The sequence below is a fragment of the Streptomyces sp. NPDC048185 genome, from assembly GCF_043202495.1.
Taxonomy (GTDB): Bacteria; Actinomycetota; Actinomycetes; order Streptomycetales; family Streptomycetaceae; genus Streptomyces.
The window spans coordinates 869443-885091 of sequence record NZ_JBIDAN010000001.1 but is presented as its reverse complement, the minus strand read 5'-3'; the positions used below and the strand labels follow the sequence as shown (position 1 = coordinate 885091).

Below are 15649 nucleotides of genomic sequence, written 5' to 3'. Positions count from 1 at the left end.
GCGCCGGTCGAGCATTTACCCGTACGAGCGGTGTACGAGCCGGACCAGTGAAACGGAGGCCAACGAATTCGGGAACCTTTGATTCCGGATCGTTATCTGAGCTTCCCCTGAGCTTTCATGGTTTCCCCTCCCTCTTTGCGCAGTCGACACCCGGCGCTGCTTCCCCGTGGCCCGCGTGTCACACTCGACGCATGCGCGTGTATCTCGGCTCCGACCATGCGGGCTACGAACTCAAGAACCACCTCGTCGAGTGGCTCGAAGCGGCGGGCCACGAGCCCGTCGACTGCGGCCCGCACATCTACGACGCCCAGGACGACTACCCGCCCTTCTGCCTCCGTGCGGCCGAGCGGACGGCCGCGGACCCCGACGCCCTCGGCATCGTGATCGGCGGCTCGGGCAACGGCGAGCAGATCGCGGCGAACAAGGTCAAGGGCGTCCGTGCGGCGCTGGCCTGGAGCGAGGAGACGGCGTCCCTCGGCCGCCAGCACAACAACGCCAACGTCGTGGCCGTCGGCGCCCGCATGCACTCGCAGGAGGAGGCGACGAAGTTCGTCGAGACCTTCCTCGCGACCCCGTTCTCCGGCGACGAGCGCCACATCCGCCGCATCGACATGCTGTCGTCCTACGAGACGACGGGCGACCTCCCGCCCATCCCCCCGCACCACCCGCAGCAGTAACGCCACCACCCGACCGCCCTTCCCCCGCCGCGCGAGCACGGGGGAGGACGCGGGCACTCCGGAAGGACCCCCCGTGCCAGAGGGGCACACGATCCACAGGCTGGCCCAGGACTACGCCACCGCCTTCGCCGGCACGGCAGTGCACGTCACCAGCCCCCAGGGCAAGTTCTCCGACGCCGCAGCCCTCCTCACCGGCACGGAACTCACCCGCACCGAGGCCCACGGCAAGCACCTCTTCCTCGGCTTCGGCGCCGCCGGGACCGACTGGGTCCACATCCATCTCGGCCTCTTCGGCAAGGTCACCTTCGGCGGGACCCCCGCGCCCCCGCCCACGGACACCGTCCGCCTCCGCCTCGTCAACGACACCGCGTACGTCGACCTCCGCGGCCCCACCACCTGCGCCCTGATCACGGACCCCGAGAAGCAGGCCGTGCACGACCGCCTCGGCCCGGACCCGCTCCGCCCCCCGGGCGACGGCAACGACCCCCGCACCGCCTACGCCCGGATCTCCCGCAGCCGCACCAGCATCGCCGCCCTGCTCATGGACCAGAAGGTCGTCGCCGGCGTCGGCAACGTCTACCGCGCCGAGGTCCTCTTCCGGCACGGCATCGACCCGTACCGCCCCGGCAGGGACATCACCCCGGCCGAGTGGGACGCGATCTGGCACGACCTCGTCGAGCTCATGCGCGAGGGCGTTCGCACCAACCGCATCGACACCGTCCGCCCCGAGCACACCCCGGAGGCCATGGGCCGCCCGCCCCGCGTCGACGACCACGGCGGCGAGGTCTACGTCTACCGCCGGACCGGCGGCCCCTGCCACCTGTGCGGCGACGCCGTCCGCACCGCCGGCCTCGCCGCCCGCAACCTCTTCTGGTGCCCGACCTGCCAGAAGAACTGACCGCTACCCGCGGCAGCCGTCGCCGTCAGAACCCGTGCGGCAGCCACGGCGCCACGTCCGAGGCGAACCCCACCGACGCCTCCGCCAGCGCACCGGACCGCAGCTCCCGCACCCGCCCGGCCGCGCCCAGCGAGCCCAGGGACACGCCCCCGAGGTAGGCCGCCCCCAGCTCCCGCACGGACAGGGCGACATCCGCCGCGTCGGACGTACGCTCGCAGGACGCCCCCTTCGCGTCCCCCGTCAGCCGCCAACGCCCCTCGTTCCAGGGGCAGAAGGCGTCCTCGACCTCGAACACGACGTCCACCGGGGCCTGGTACGTACGAGCCGCCAGCGCGGCCCCCACATCCACCAGCCGCACGTACAGCCCGTCCCGCAACTGCGGCCGGCACCGCCGGATGTCGGACACCTGGTACTGCCACGCCTCGTCGACCGGCCGCCCGCGCATGGCCAGCTTCGTCGTCAGGTCGATGCCGAACAGGAAGCGCCACAGCGCCGTCCGGGTCGCGGCGTCCAGTCCGGCCAGGTCCTGCAGGACCACCGTGCCGTCGGGCCCCCCGGGCCCCCAGTCCGCCCGCACCCGGAACCGCGCGTACCCCGTGACCTCCCCGTCGCGCCGGGCCACCACGCACTGCAGCGGCGACGCGCCGTCCCGGGAGCTCTCCGGGTCCAGCAGCCCCAGCCGCTCCCACCCGGGCCGCCGCTCGAGCATCCCCGGCCGCCCGGGCACCAGCCGTGCGTACACCGCCTCGCACACGTCGAGGACGTCCGCCGGCTCGGCGTACCGCAGCCGTACGTCATCCGTCCCGTCCGGCACCGACAGGCGGACCCGGTCCGTCTCGATCTCGGCGTTCACCTGGAAGGTCGCGGCGCCGTAGCCGAACCGGCCGTAGATCGCCGGTTCCGAGGCCGTCAGCACGGCCAGCGGCTCGCCCCAGGACCGTACGTCGTCCAGCTGCCGCCGCATCATCGACGTCAGCACACCCCGGCGCCGGTGCGTGGCGGCGACGCCCACCATGGTGACCCCGGCGGCGGGCACCGGGGCACCGCCGGGCACGGTCATCCGGAACGCGAACGCGCCCGCCGTCCCGACGCACTCGTCGCCGTCCCAGACGCCGATGGAGCGGTCGCACTGCGTCAGCTCCCGGTACAGTGCCAGTTCCTCGGCCGGTTCCGGGACGCCGCCGAAGGCACGGAGCAGCGTTCCGTACCAGGTGTCCCACTCGTGCGGTCGCAGAACGCGCAGCCCGCTCGTCGCGTCGAACCCACCGCTGTCGCCGGCCCGGCCGGTGCCGTCATTGCCCATGGACCCATGCCTACCAGGGGGCCGCGAGGACGGGCGAGGGAATTTCCGCCAGGTTGCGGCGCGACGGCCGTTCGTGAAGTTCACTGTGAAGTCCGGCCTCGGACGGGGGACAAGCGGGACCTCCCGTGCCAAGCGACCGGTCCGATGGATAGGGTCCCGAACTAATGGCAGCAGGACGACAGCGGCGCGCGGAAGCCGAGACGTTCACGGCACGGTGGAACAAGCAGTGGCACCGGGCCCGCGTCGGCGTGCGCCGGTCCGCCGTCGACTACTTCCGCGGCGACGGCTCGGACTGGGTCGCGCTCGCCGGACTCCTGCTGATGATCCCCGTGATCGCGGCCACCACGATGGTGAACTCCGTGTGGTGCGCACCGGCCGCGCTGGTGCTGCCCATCGTCGCGGGCGGCCTGCTGCTGCGCCCGGCGAGCCTGCTCGGTCTGTACGCGGCGGCGGCCACCGCCCTGATCGTGGAATCGGTGCAGCTGGGCCCCTACACCGAGGGCCCCTCCCGGGTCACCCCCGGTGTGGTCCTCGTCGTCGCGGCCTGCGGCTTCTTCGGGCTGCTGATCGCCCAGTTCCGCAGCCGGGTCGGTGTGCCCTGGCGGCGCGGCGGCACCATGCTCTTCGACCTGCGCGAACGCATCCGCGTCCAGAGCAAGCTGCCCCAGCTGCCGCCGGGCTGGCACCGGGAGATGGCACTGCGCCCGGCCGGCGGCCAGTCCTTCTCCGGCGACTTCGTGGTCGCGGCCCGCACCAACGGCGGCCGGACCCTGGAGGTCGTCCTCACCGACGTGTCCGGCAAGGGCATGGACGCGGGCTCCCGCGCCCTGCTGCTGTCGGGCGCCTTCGGCGGACTGCTCGGCAGCCTCCCCCCGCACGCCTTCCTGCCGGCCGCCAACGGCTACCTGCTCCGCCAGGACTGGGACGAGGGCTTCGCCACCTCCATCCACCTCGTCCTCGACCTCGACTCCGGCGACTACGAGCTGTACTCCGCCGGCCACCCGCCGGGCCTCCAGCTCAGCGCGGGCACCGGCCGCTGGGAGGAGAAGTCCGCCGAGGGGCCGCTGCTGGGCGTGTACGACGGTGCCCAGTTCGACCCGGTGAAGGGCTCGCTGCGTCCCGGAGACGTGTTGATGCTGTTCACGGACGGTCTGGTGGAGACCTCCGACCGCGACATCGCCGAGGGCATCGACCGCCTCACCGGCGAGGCCGACCGCTATGTCGCCGGCGGTTTCCACGGTGCCGCCTGGCACCTGATCGAGGCGGTCGCCAAGGACGTCAACGACGACCGGGCGCTCCTGCTGATCTGCCGGGAGGGCCCGACGGCCCAGTCGGCGACGGCGGCGGACTGACACACTGGCCCCCGTGACTCCCACCCCGTCGCCCGTCCCCGGGCCCGCAGGCCCGCTCTCCCTGGCCGAGGTCGAGGCCCTCGCCCGTGCCGCCCACGCGGGGCAGACCGACAAGGCCGGACGGCCGTACGCCGAGCACCTGCTGGCCGTCGCCGAGGGCGTCCGGCGACGCGGCGGGGACGACGAGCAGATCGCCGCGGCCTGGCTGCACGACGCGGTCGAGGACGACGCCCTGTCGGAGCGCAGGCTGCACGAGACCGCGCTGAGCGCGCGGACGAAGGACATCGTCCTCGCGCTCACCAGACGCACGGGGGAGTCCGCCGAGACGTACGCCGCGCGCATCCTCGCCACGCCCGGCGCGCTGCTGGTCAAGGAGGCGGACCTGGCGCACAACGCGGACCCGGCGCGGCTGTCGGTCCTCGACGGGGCGACCCGCACCCGGCTGACCGAGAAGTACGCCGGGATGCGCGCACTCCTCGGCCTGGGCGGTTAGGCCGGTACTTTCTCGCGCTGCTCCTCGGCCTTCCGGCGTTCCCCGCGCGCGGGCGGGGGCACGACGGCCTCCGGCCTGAACGCCCACGTCATCCCCGGTTCCATCACGCACCGGAAGACGCGCCGTACGGGGGCGGTGCACAGCAGCGTGACGGCGGCCGCCGCCAGGACCGTCACGGCGATCTCACCGAGCGGCCGGTGCAGCGCGGGCCGGTCGAACAGGCCGGTGTAGTAGCCGGTCTTGATCAGGAAGCCGTGCAGCAGATAGCCGTACAGCGTGCCCGTGCCCAGCGCGGTGAACCAGGTGCGCCTGCCCGGCACCCAGGAGAAGAAGCAGGCCGTCAGCAGCACCGAGCAGCCGAAGAGCGCGAGCACCATGACCGGCCCGGTCCACCACGGGGCGCCCATCTCCTGCGCGGACGCGTTGCGGTAGACCCAGCCGAGGTCCATGTGCGGCGACACCCACCAGCCGGCCAGCAGCGCGGCCGCGAACACCGGCACCGACGCGATCCGCACCGAACGGCACCGCACCAGACGGAAGTGCTCGGGCCTCAGGCACAGGCCCAGCACGAAGCACGGCAGGAACTGCAGCAGCCGCTGCATGTCCAGGTCGTCACCGACCTCCGGCGCCATCGAGGCCAGCATGGCGATGCCGAGGGCGACGGGCAGCGGGTGGCGGAGCGTCTTCCACAGCGGGGTGGTCAGACGCCAGACGAACAGCGCGCACAGGAACCATGTGAGGTACCAGGGGTCCAGCAGGCTGATCACGTGCTGCGGATCGTGCCCGGCGAAGCGCTGGAAGAGCGCGTAGGCGGTCTCGAAGACGACGTACGGCACGGCGACGCCGGTGATCAGCCGTCTGACCCGGTCGGGACGCATGTCGAAACTGCGGGAGAAGTACCCGGAGATGACGACGAACGCCGGCATGTGGAAGACGTAGACCACCGTGTACAGCGTCTCCAGGACCCGGCTGTCGTCGTTGAGCGGGTCCCAGGAGTGGCCCATGGCCACCAGCACGATCGCCAGGTACTTGGCGTTGTCGAAGAACGCGTCGCGTCGCGCGCCGGACGGGGCCGTACCCGTCGTCGACCTCGCTGCGTTTGTTGGGGACGAGGCAGCGTTGAACATCTGAGGCACCCTAGCGTTGTCCGAGTGATCTCGTAAAACCTTCCGCGCCCGCCCCGCATTCGGCCCCACGAGCCTTTTCGCGACTACCCGCAATTCCGGGAGAGTTGACCCTCCGAATTGCGTGACAGGCCCCACAGTCCCCGGCGTCCCCTGAGGTCACGGGACGCCCAACACGTCCGTAATGTCAGGACTCTTCGGCATCAAAGCGGGCACGGACCCGCCGGGGACTCCGCTGGAAGCGCCGCGTCCGATCTCATCCGGTGTCCGCGCGCGGAGCCCTCGATGTGCCGGTGAAGACAATTCGACATACCTGCGAACGTGTTGTGCGGGCATCGAAACGAAACGGTTCTAATTCCTCGTGCGAGTGTCGCCTCGAATTCCTGTGCGGAGCGCGCCCGCAAGGTGTTCCGGCGTGCGCGGGGGAGCGCGCCGGGCCGTACGCCGGCCGGACGATGTGTCACCTGCCGCATGACGGGGCCCGGTTGGTGGCACGATGGTTCTGGCGGGGGTGCGCGGGGTCGCATCCCCGGGCCGGGAGAGCCAACCGACCTAGGGTGTGATCAGTTGTGGCCATTTCACTGTCAGTGGTGCTGCTGTTGGCGATCATCCTGGTGGTGTTGCTGCGAGGGGGCTCCATCAAGGCGGGCCCGGCGATCGTCGCGGTCCTCTTCGGCTTCTTCCTGGCCTCGACCGGCATGGCCGACGACATCCAGCGGTTCCTGGACTCGATAGCGGACACGATCAACTCCATCCAGTTCTAGGGCGCGCCCCGCCGCACTCCCGGTGCGCCCCCGCGCGCACAAAGGCCTCCGGCCCGGTCCCTGTGGGGGACCGGGCCGGAGGCCTCTCGGAGCGGGCGACGGGAATCGAACCCGCGTAGCCAGTTTGGAAGACTGGGGCTCTACCATTGAGCTACGCCCGCACAGTGCGCACCGCAGGTCGGCGACCGCGGTACTGGAGGCATCGTAGCGGGTCGTGCCCCCTCCCCGCACACCCCTTCCCTCCGGCAGCGGCGTCCGCGCCCCGCGGGAAACGCACGGGAAAAGACGGCGGACCCGGGCACCCGGGGGCATGTACCCTACGTGTCGCACCAGACGGGGTGTGGCGCAGCTTGGTAGCGCGTCCGCTTTGGGAGCGGAAGGCCGTGGGTTCAAATCCCGCCACCCCGACCACCCACCCGCCGGTCACTCGTGATCATCGGCGGGCCGTGGGCGCATCACCCGCGGGTCACCGGTGGCGATCGTGAGTGATCGCCTTTTGGGACGTGTAGTCGCTGCCGTTACTATGCAAGCTGCACGCCCGTGTGTCTCAGAGTCTGCAGTCTCCGGGCGGCGAAATCCGCCGGACGCCCTCCGCGCCGGCAGAACCCAAGAAGTCAGCCACAAGGAGACCGAACCGTGAAGAGCGCCGTGGAGACCCTGAACCCGACTCGGGTTCGGCTCACTGTCGAGGTGCCCTTCGAGGAGCTCAAGGACAGCCTCGACGCGGCGTACAAGAAGATCAACCAGCAGGTCACGGTGAAGGGCTTCCGCAAGGGCAAGATCCCGGCCCGGGTCATCGACCAGCGGTTCGGCCGCGGTGCGGTCCTGGAGGAGGCGGTCAACGACGCGCTTCCGAAGTTCTACACCGACGCGGTCAACGAGGCCGAGCTGAACCCGCTCGGCCAGCCCGAGGTCGACATCACGGAGCTGAAGGACGGCGAGACGCTGAACTTCACCGCCGAGGTCGACGTCCGCCCGACCGTCGAGATCCCGGACTACTCCGGCATTGAGGTCGAGGTCGACGCCGTCGAGGTCAGCGACGAGGACGTCGAGAAGTCGGTCGAGCAGCTGCGCGAGCGCTTCGCCTCCACCTCCCCGGTGGAGCGCGCCGCCGAGGACGGCGACGTCGTCACCATCGACCTGCAGGCCAAGGTCGACGGCGAGGTCCTCGAGGACGGCGTCGCCGACGGCGTCTCCTACACCATCGGCTCCGGCGAGCTGCTGGACGGCATCGACGACGCCGTGAAGGGCCTGGAGGCCGGGGCCGAGGCCACCTTCACCTCCGAGCTCAAGGGCGGCTCGGCGGCCGGCAAGGAGGCCGAGGTCACCGTCAAGGTCACCCAGGTCGCCAAGCGGGAGCTGCCCGAGCTGGACGACGACTTCGCGCAGCTCGCGTCGGAGTTCGACACGCTGGACGAGCTCAAGGCCGACAGCCGCAAGCGCCTGGCCAACATGAAGCAGTACGACCAGGCCACCCAGGCCCAGGAGCGCGTGCTGGACAAGCTGCTCGAGCTGGTCGAGGTCCCGGTCCCCGAGAAGCTCCTCGAGGACGAGATCAACACCCGCAAGCACAACCTCGAGCACCACCAGCTCGGCCAGATGGGCCTCACCCTCGACAAGTACCTGGAGCTCCAGGGCAAGACCGCCGAGGAGTTCGACACCGAGACCCGCGAGGCCGCGGTCAAGGGCATCAAGACCCAGTTCGTCCTCGACGAGCTGGTCAAGCAGGAGAAGCTCAACGTCAGCCAGGAGGAGCTCACCGAGCACCTCATGCGGCGTGCGGCCTCCTCCGGCATGTCCCCCGACCAGTTCGCCCAGGCCGTGGTCGAGCAGGGCCAGGTCCCGCTCCTCGTCGGCGAGGTCGCCCGCGGCAAGGCCCTGGCCGCCGTGGTCGAGAAGGCCACGGTCAAGGACACCAACGGCGAGGTCGTCGACCTGGACGACGAGGAGGAGGAGACGGAGGCCGCCGAGGCCGCCGCCGAGACCGCCGAGTCGGACGCCGAGAAGGCCGAGGAGAAGACCGAGGGCTGATCCCCTCGCGTCTCCCCAGACGGACGCAGAACGGGCCCCGGACGATTTCGTGCCGGGGCCCGTTCCGCATGCGGCGGGACGGCCCGCCAGGGGCGCGGGGAACTGCGCGAGCGGCCGTGAAGAAGCCGCACCCGGCGACGCACCGGCACCCTCACGGCGCTACGCCCCCGGCGAACACCCGCAGAACCGGGATGGCGCCGCAGCCCCCCCGCGTTAGGGTCCATGAATACGAGGGCAGGGGAGTCCCCGAAAGCGGCTCCAGCCCCGCAGGGAAACGTGAGACGGCCCGGCGCCGTCGTAAGACGAGCAGGTGGATACGTGACGAATCTGATGCCCTCAGCCGCCGGCGAGCCCTCCATCGGTGGTGGCCTCGGCGACCAGGTCTACAACCGGCTGCTCGGCGAGCGGATCATCTTCCTCGGCCAGCCCGTGGACGACGACATTGCCAACAAGATCACCGCGCAGCTGCTGCTCCTTGCCGCCGACCCGGACAAGGACATCTTCCTGTACATCAACAGCCCGGGCGGTTCGATCACGGCCGGCATGGCGATCTACGACACCATGCAGTACATCAAGAACGACGTGGTGACGATCGCGATGGGCCTCGCGGCCTCGATGGGACAGTTCCTGCTCAGCGCGGGCACGCCCGGCAAGCGCTTCGCCCTGCCGAACGCCGAGATCCTGATCCACCAGCCCTCCGCCGGCCTGGCCGGTTCGGCCTCGGACATCAAGATCCACGCCGAGCGGCTGCTGCACACCAAGAAGCGCATGGCCGAGCTCACGGCCCAGCACACCGGCCAGACGATCGAGCAGATCACCCGCGACTCGGACCGCGACCGCTGGTTCGACGCCTTCGAGGCCAAGGAGTACGGCCTCGTCGACGACGTGATCACCACGGCCGCCGGCATGCCGGGCGGCGGCGGCACGGGCGCCTGAGCCCCTCCCGCCCCGAGCCGACCGCCTCAGCCTCTTCCCAGGAGACACTGTGAACGACTTCCCCGGCAGCGGCCTGTACGACCGCTCACGCGCCGAGTACACCGGCCCGTCCGCCGAGTCCCGCTACGTCATCCCGCGCTTCGTCGAGCGCACCTCGCAGGGCGTGCGCGAGTACGACCCGTACGCGAAGCTCTTCGAGGAGCGCGTGATCTTCCTCGGCGTGCAGATCGACGACGCGTCCGCCAATGACGTCATGGCCCAGCTGCTGTGCCTGGAGTCGATGGACCCGGACCGCGACATCTCGGTCTACATCAACAGCCCCGGCGGCTCCTTCACGGCGCTCACCGCGATCTACGACACGATGCAGTACGTGAAGCCGGACATCCAGACGGTCTGCATGGGCCAGGCGGCCTCCGCCGCGGCCGTCCTGCTGGCCGCCGGCACGCCGGGCAAGCGCATGGCGCTGCCGAACGCCCGCGTCCTGATCCACCAGCCGTACAGCGAGACGGGCCGCGGTCAGGTCTCCGACCTGGAGATCGCCGCCAACGAGATCCTGCGCATGCGCTCGCAGCTGGAGGAGATGCTGGCCAAGCACTCCACCACGCCGGTCGAGAAGATCCGCGAGGACATCGAGCGCGACAAGATCCTCACGGCCGAGGACGCGCTGAGCTACGGCCTGATCGACCAGATCATCACCACCCGGAAGATGGACAACTCCTCCCTGCGCTAGGCGGGAGGCTGTAACGTCTGCCGCCCCTTGGCACGGTTTGGCGCGGTTCACGTCAAAGCGAACCGTGCCAAGGGGGGCCCGGACGGGGGGCCCGGCAAGGTACCGTCGGACATAAGGCAGCACCAGGAGTCAGCCGGCCGTCGACGTCGCGTCGACGACCTGGAGTCTCCCAGGCGAAGGGGAAGCACACCGTGGCACGCATCGGTGACGGCGGCGATCTGCTCAAGTGCTCGTTCTGCGGGAAGAGCCAGAAGCAGGTCAAGAAGCTCATCGCAGGGCCCGGTGTCTACATCTGCGACGAGTGCATCGATCTCTGCAACGAGATCATCGAGGAAGAGCTCGCCGAGACCAGCGAGGTGCGCTGGGAGGAGCTCCCCAAGCCCCGTGAGATCTACGAGTTCCTCGAGGGCTACGTGGTGGGCCAGGAGGCGGCCAAGAAGGCCCTCTCCGTCGCGGTGTACAACCACTACAAGCGCGTCCAGGCCGGCGAGAACGGCGGCGCCCAGGGTCGCGAGGACGCCATCGAGCTGGCGAAGTCCAACATCCTGCTGCTGGGCCCCACGGGCTCCGGCAAGACCCTCCTCGCCCAGACCCTCGCCCGCATGCTGAACGTCCCGTTCGCGATCGCCGACGCCACGGCGCTCACCGAGGCGGGGTACGTCGGCGAGGACGTCGAGAACATCCTGCTGAAGCTGATCCAGGCCGCCGACTACGACGTCAAGAAGGCCGAGACCGGCATCATCTACATCGACGAGATCGACAAGGTCGCCCGGAAGAGCGAGAACCCGTCGATCACGCGCGACGTCAGCGGCGAGGGCGTCCAGCAGGCCCTGCTGAAGATCCTGGAGGGCACCACCGCCTCCGTCCCGCCCCAGGGCGGCCGCAAGCACCCGCACCAGGAGTTCATCCAGATCGACACGACGAACGTGCTGTTCATCGTGGGCGGTGCCTTCGCGGGCCTGGAGAAGATCATCGAGGGCCGGGCCGGCGCCAAGGGCATCGGATTCGGCGCCCAGATCCGCTCCAAGCGGGAGATCGAGTCCAAGGACCAGTTCGAGCAGGTCATGCCGGAGGACCTGGTGAAGTTCGGGATGATCCCCGAGTTCATCGGCCGCCTCCCCGTCATCACCTCGGTCCACAACCTCGACCGCGAGGCCCTGCTGCAGATCCTGGTCGAGCCGCGCAACGCGCTGGTGAAGCAGTACCAGCGCCTGTTCGAACTCGACGGCGTGGAGCTGGACTTCGAGCGCGAGGCCCTGGAGGCCATCGCCGACCAGGCCATCCTCCGCCAGACCGGCGCCCGCGGCCTGCGCGCCATCATGGAGGAGGTCCTCCAGGGCGTGATGTACGAGGTGCCGTCCCGCAAGGACGTCGCCCGCGTCGTCATCACGGCCGACGTGGTCCTCTCCAACGTCAACCCGACGCTCATCCCCCGCGATTCGCGGGGCCGCGGCCCGGGCGAGCAGAAGACGGCGTAGCCGTCGCCGACACGCATACGGAAGGGGCCCGGTCGACCGACCGGGCCCCTTCCGTATGCGTTACGCGCCGCGTCAGGCCTTGACGCGGATCTCCTTGCGGAGCTTGGCGGCGATCTCGGCCGCCGCCTCCGGGTCGGAGCTCTTGCCGGAGGCGATGTCCATCAGGTTCATCGGCATGACGAAGCCGAGCGTGCTGTGGTCACCCCAGGCGCAGTACGTCATGTTCATCGACTTCGGCTCGTACTCACCGCCGTCGGAGTTGTCGACCTTGGCCTCCTGGCACTTGAGGACAGCGCCCTCCAGAGCGGAGGGCTTGTACTCCTTCGGCTCACCGACCATGGTGACCTTCTCGCCGTCCTCGTCCTTCTGGCTCTCGGACTTCATGTGGGCGAGCATCGCGTCGACGGTCTTCTCGGGGTCGTCGATCGTGCCGTAGACACCCCCGAACATGAGCTGCTTGCTCGCCAGCGGGTTGTCCTCGTTCTTCGACTCCCAGGAGGCGCTGACGTCCGTCGCGCCCTTCACGCCCCACTTCTCAGCGTCCTTCATGTCGCTGTCCGTCATGGTGTTGGAGTCGCTCTCGGCCTTCTTGTACTCACCGAGCACCGTGGCGGGAGTCGTCAGCTTGTGGGGGCCGTCGTCGGCGATGTCGCCGGCGCCGCCACCGCTGCTGCCACCGAACACGAAGTACGCGCCCACGCCGATCGCCGCCACGACCGCGACCGCGCCGATGATCAGGCCCGTCTTCTTCTTGCCGCCGGCCGGCGCCGGGGGCTGGGGCATGCCGTAGGGCTGCTGGCCGTAGGGTGCCTGCGGCGGCACGCCGCCCTGCGCGGGCTGCTGCGGGTAGCCGTAGCCCTGCTGCGGGCCGGGCGCCTGCTGCGGGTAGCCGTAACCCGGCTGGGCGGGGGGCGTCTGCTGGGGGTAGCCGTAGCCGGGCTGGGGGGCCTGCGGCTGCTGCTGGCCGTACGGTCCCGGCTGGCCGTACGGTCCGGGCTGCTGGGGCTGCCCGCCGTACGGGCCCGGCTGGTTGTGACTCATTGCGGGGTTCCCCTCCAGATGCTTACGTGATGCTGACATCCTGACGCAGACCTGGCGTGCGCAGGTCACCGGGGGCTCGCACCGTTACGAAGGAAAGACGTTTCGGGACAGGCCCGTGACGCCCTTAAACTGAGCGGGTGACCGAGAACGCTCAGCAGCAGCCACCAGCGCCCGACACCGAACTGCCGACGACCTATGCGCCGGCCGACGTAGAGGGGCCGCTGTACGAGCGCTGGGTAGAGCGGGGCTACTTCGAGGCGGACGCCGAGAGCGACAAGCCGCCGTTCACCGTCGTCATCCCGCCGCCGAACGTCACGGGCAGCCTGCACCTCGGGCACGCCTTCGAGCACACGCTCATCGACGCCCTGACGCGCCGCAAGCGCATGCAGGGCTTCGAGACGCTGTGGCAGCCCGGCATGGACCACGCCGGCATCGCCACGCAGAACGTCGTCGAGCGCGAACTCGCCAAGGAGGGCAAGTCCCGCCACGACCTGGGCCGGGAGGCCTTCGTCGAGCGGGTCTGGAAGTGGAAGGGCGAGTCCGGCGGGCAGATCTCCGGCCAGATGCGCCGCCTCGGCGACGGCGTCGCCTGGTCGCGTGAGCGCTTCACCATGGACGAGGGCCTCTCGCAGGCCGTCCAGACCATCTTCAAGCGGCTCTACGACGACGAGCTGATCTACCGCGCCGAGCGCATCATCAACTGGTGCCCGCGCTGCCTGACCGCGATCTCCGACATCGAGGTCGAGTACCAGGACGACGACGGCGAGCTCGTCTCCATGAAGTACGGGGACGGGGACGACACCATCGTCGTCGCCACCACCCGTGCCGAGACGATGCTCGGTGACACCGCCGTCGCCGTCCACCCCGAGGACGAGCGCTACAAGCACCTCGTCGGCAAGCTCATCAAGCTGCCGCTGACCGACCGTTCCATCCCGGTCGTCGCGGACGAGCACGTCGACCCCGAGTTCGGCACGGGCGCCGTCAAGGTGACGCCCGCCCACGACCCGAACGACTTCGAGATCGGCCAGCGGCACGACCTGCCGTCCATCGCCGTGATGGACGAGCACGCCGTCATCACCGCCCACGGCCCCTTCCAGGGCCTGGACCGTCTCGAGGCGCGCTCCGCCATCGTCGCCGCGCTGCGCGCCGAGGGCCGGATCGTCGCCGAGAAGCGGCCCTACGTCCACTCCGTCGGCCACTGCTCGCGCTGCAAGACCACCATCGAGCCGCGCCTGTCCATGCAGTGGTGGGTCAAGGTCGGCCCGCTGGCCAAGGCCGCCGGTGACGCCGTCCGCGAGGGCAAGGTCAAGATCCATCCGCAGGAGATGGAGAAGCGGTACTTCGACTGGGTCGACAACCTCCACGACTGGTGCATCTCGCGGCAGTTGTGGTGGGGCCACCGCATCCCCGTCTGGTACGGGCCGAACGGCGAGGTCGTCTGCGTCGGACCGGACGACGAGGCGCCGACGGGCGAGGGCTGGCACCAGGACACCGACGTCCTCGACACCTGGTTCTCCTCCGGCCTGTGGCCCTTCTCCACGCTGGGCTGGCCCGAACAGACCGAGTCGCTCGCGAAGTTCTACCCGAACTCGGTCCTGGTCACCGGCTACGACATCCTCTTCTTCTGGGTCGCCCGGATGATGATGTTCGGCCTCTACGCGATGGACGGCACCCCGCCGTTCCACACCATCGCCCTGCACGGCATGGTCCGCGACCAGTTCGGCAAGAAGATGTCGAAGTCCTTCGGCAACGCGGTCAACCCGCTGGACTGGATGGACAAGTACGGCTCCGACGCCCTGCGCTTCACGCTGGCGCGCGGTGCCAACCCGGGCGTGGACGTCCCGATCGGCGAGGACTGGGTCCAGGGCTCGCGGAACTTCGCCAACAAGATCTGGAACGCGACGCGCTTCGCGCTGATGAACGGCGCGACGGTGGACGGCCCGCTGCCGGACCCGTCGGCGATGTCCGCCACCGACCGGTGGATCCTGTCGCGGCTGAACTCGGTCGTCGCCGAGGTGGACGCGTACTACGACGACTTCCAGTTCGCGAAGCTGTCGGACGCGCTGTTCCACTTCGCGTGGGACGAGGTCTTCGACTGGTACGTCGAGCTGTCCAAGACCACCTTCCAGGCGGGCGGCGAGGCCGCCGGGGTCTCCCAGCGCGTTCTCGGCGAGGTCCTGGACGTCACGTTGCGGCTGCTGCACCCCGTCGTCCCCTTCGTCACCGAGACGCTGTGGACCACGCTCACGGGCGGCGAGTCCGTCGTCGTCGCCGCGTGGCCGGCCGACAGCGGCTTCCGGGACGCGGACGCCGAGCGGGAGATCGAGACGGTCCAGTCCGTCATCACCGAGGTGCGGCGCTTCCGTGCCGACCAGGGCCTGCAGCCGGGACAGCGGGTTCCGGCCCGGCTGACGGTGGAGGGTACGGCGCTCGCGCCGCACGAGGCGGCGATCCGGCAGCTGCTGCGGCTCCAGCCGGAGGGGGAGTCCTTCACGGCGACGGCGACGCTGCCGGTCGCGGGGGCCGAGGTCGCGCTGGACCTGTCCGGGGTCATCGACTTCGCGGCGGAGCGCAAGCGGCTGGCGAAGGACCTCGCGGCTGCGGAGAAGGAGAAGGCGCAGGCCAACGCCAAGCTCGGCAACGAGGCGTTCCTCGCGAAGGCGCCGGACCACGTCGTGGACAAGATCCGCGGGCGGCTGGCGAAGGCGGACGAGGACATCGCCCGTATCCAGACTCAGCTGGAGAAGCTGCCGCCGGCGTAGGCGCCAAGACGGAATGAAGGCTCCCGGTGCCCTTGCAGGCACCGGGAGCCTTCACGTACC

General features: G+C 70.1%; 13 protein-coding genes and 2 tRNA genes. 11 read left to right on the top strand and 4 right to left on the bottom strand.

The genetic code is table 11. The features are described from left to right. The first annotated feature begins 191 nt into the window (after positions 1-191). Both ACGF3H_RS03970 and ACGF3H_RS03965 read left to right on the top strand, forming a co-directional pair. On the top strand, positions 192-677 hold the full coding sequence (locus ACGF3H_RS03970) for a ribose-5-phosphate isomerase (protein WP_362488848.1): 486 nt from the start codon (positions 192-194) through the stop codon (positions 675-677). A gap of 73 nt (positions 678-750) precedes the next feature. After that, the gene (locus ACGF3H_RS03965; RefSeq protein ID WP_362488846.1) at positions 751-1575 is read left to right on the top strand and encodes a DNA-formamidopyrimidine glycosylase family protein; all 825 of its coding nucleotides are present in this window, start codon (positions 751-753) and stop codon (positions 1573-1575) included. 25 nt (positions 1576-1600) lie between these two features. Here ACGF3H_RS03965 and ACGF3H_RS03960 read toward each other — a convergent pair whose 3' ends face one another. Then, positions 1601-2878 carry a GNAT family N-acetyltransferase gene (locus ACGF3H_RS03960; protein ID WP_362488844.1) on the bottom strand — a complete coding sequence of 426 codons (1278 nt, stop codon included), beginning with the start codon at positions 2876-2878 and terminating at the stop codon, positions 1601-1603. Between the two features lie 164 nt (positions 2879-3042). On the opposite strand from ACGF3H_RS03960, the gene ACGF3H_RS03955 reads away from it, so the two are divergent. Together ACGF3H_RS03955 and ACGF3H_RS03950 are read left to right on the top strand one after the other, a co-directional pair. After that, complete coding sequence (locus ACGF3H_RS03955) at positions 3043-4230, top strand: PP2C family protein-serine/threonine phosphatase (RefSeq protein ID WP_362488842.1); 1188 nt, start codon at positions 3043-3045, stop codon at positions 4228-4230. 4 nt (positions 4231-4234) lie between these two features. Beyond that, complete coding sequence (locus tag ACGF3H_RS03950; RefSeq protein ID WP_362488893.1) at positions 4235-4723, top strand: HD domain-containing protein; 489 nt, start codon at positions 4235-4237, stop codon at positions 4721-4723. Here ACGF3H_RS03950 and ACGF3H_RS03945 read toward each other — a convergent pair. Further along, the gene (locus ACGF3H_RS03945) at positions 4720-5850 is read right to left on the bottom strand and encodes an acyltransferase family protein (protein ID WP_362488840.1); all 1131 of its coding nucleotides are present in this window, start codon (positions 5848-5850) and stop codon (positions 4720-4722) included. The two genes, ACGF3H_RS03950 and ACGF3H_RS03945, sit on opposite strands and share 4 nt — an antisense overlap. Before the next feature lie 566 nt (positions 5851-6416). Here ACGF3H_RS03945 and ACGF3H_RS03940 point away from each other — a divergent pair. After that, complete coding sequence (locus ACGF3H_RS03940; protein WP_029393243.1) at positions 6417-6611, top strand: hypothetical protein; 195 nt, start codon at positions 6417-6419, stop codon at positions 6609-6611. Between the two features lie 90 nt (positions 6612-6701). On the opposite strand, the gene ACGF3H_RS03935 is transcribed toward ACGF3H_RS03940, so the two are convergent. Beyond that, positions 6702-6772: transfer RNA gene (locus ACGF3H_RS03935), tRNA-Gly, on the bottom strand. 173 nt (positions 6773-6945) lie between these two features. Here ACGF3H_RS03935 and ACGF3H_RS03930 point away from each other — a divergent pair. The 5 genes from ACGF3H_RS03930 (at position 6946) to clpX (ending at position 11786) form a co-directional block, all read left to right on the top strand. Further along, positions 6946-7022, top strand: a tRNA-Pro gene (locus ACGF3H_RS03930). A gap of 225 nt (positions 7023-7247) precedes the next feature. Beyond that, positions 7248-8642 carry a trigger factor gene (gene tig, locus ACGF3H_RS03925; protein WP_362488838.1) on the top strand — a complete coding sequence of 465 codons (1395 nt, stop codon included), beginning with the start codon at positions 7248-7250 and terminating at the stop codon, positions 8640-8642. Between the two features lie 330 nt (positions 8643-8972). Further along, positions 8973-9578: an ATP-dependent Clp protease proteolytic subunit gene (locus ACGF3H_RS03920; protein ID WP_362488891.1), complete on the top strand. Its 606-nt coding sequence runs from the start codon at positions 8973-8975 to the stop codon at positions 9576-9578. A gap of 49 nt (positions 9579-9627) precedes the next feature. Further along, a complete protein-coding gene (locus tag ACGF3H_RS03915; RefSeq protein ID WP_122620117.1) occupies positions 9628-10308 on the top strand; it encodes an ATP-dependent Clp protease proteolytic subunit in 681 nt (226 codons plus the stop codon). Between the two features lie 191 nt (positions 10309-10499). Beyond that, positions 10500-11786: an ATP-dependent Clp protease ATP-binding subunit ClpX gene (clpX, locus tag ACGF3H_RS03910; protein WP_161162849.1), complete on the top strand. Its 1287-nt coding sequence runs from the start codon at positions 10500-10502 to the stop codon at positions 11784-11786. A 72-nt stretch (positions 11787-11858) separates the two neighbouring features. Here clpX and ACGF3H_RS03905 read toward each other — a convergent pair whose 3' ends face one another. Next, on the bottom strand, positions 11859-12827 hold the full coding sequence (locus ACGF3H_RS03905) for a hypothetical protein (RefSeq protein ID WP_362488835.1): 969 nt from the start codon (positions 12825-12827) through the stop codon (positions 11859-11861). A gap of 137 nt (positions 12828-12964) precedes the next feature. Between ACGF3H_RS03905 and ACGF3H_RS03900 the strand changes: the two genes are divergently transcribed. Beyond that, the gene (locus ACGF3H_RS03900) at positions 12965-15589 is read left to right on the top strand and encodes a valine--tRNA ligase (protein WP_362488833.1); all 2625 of its coding nucleotides are present in this window, start codon (positions 12965-12967) and stop codon (positions 15587-15589) included. The last annotated feature ends 60 nt before the right edge of the window (positions 15590-15649 follow it).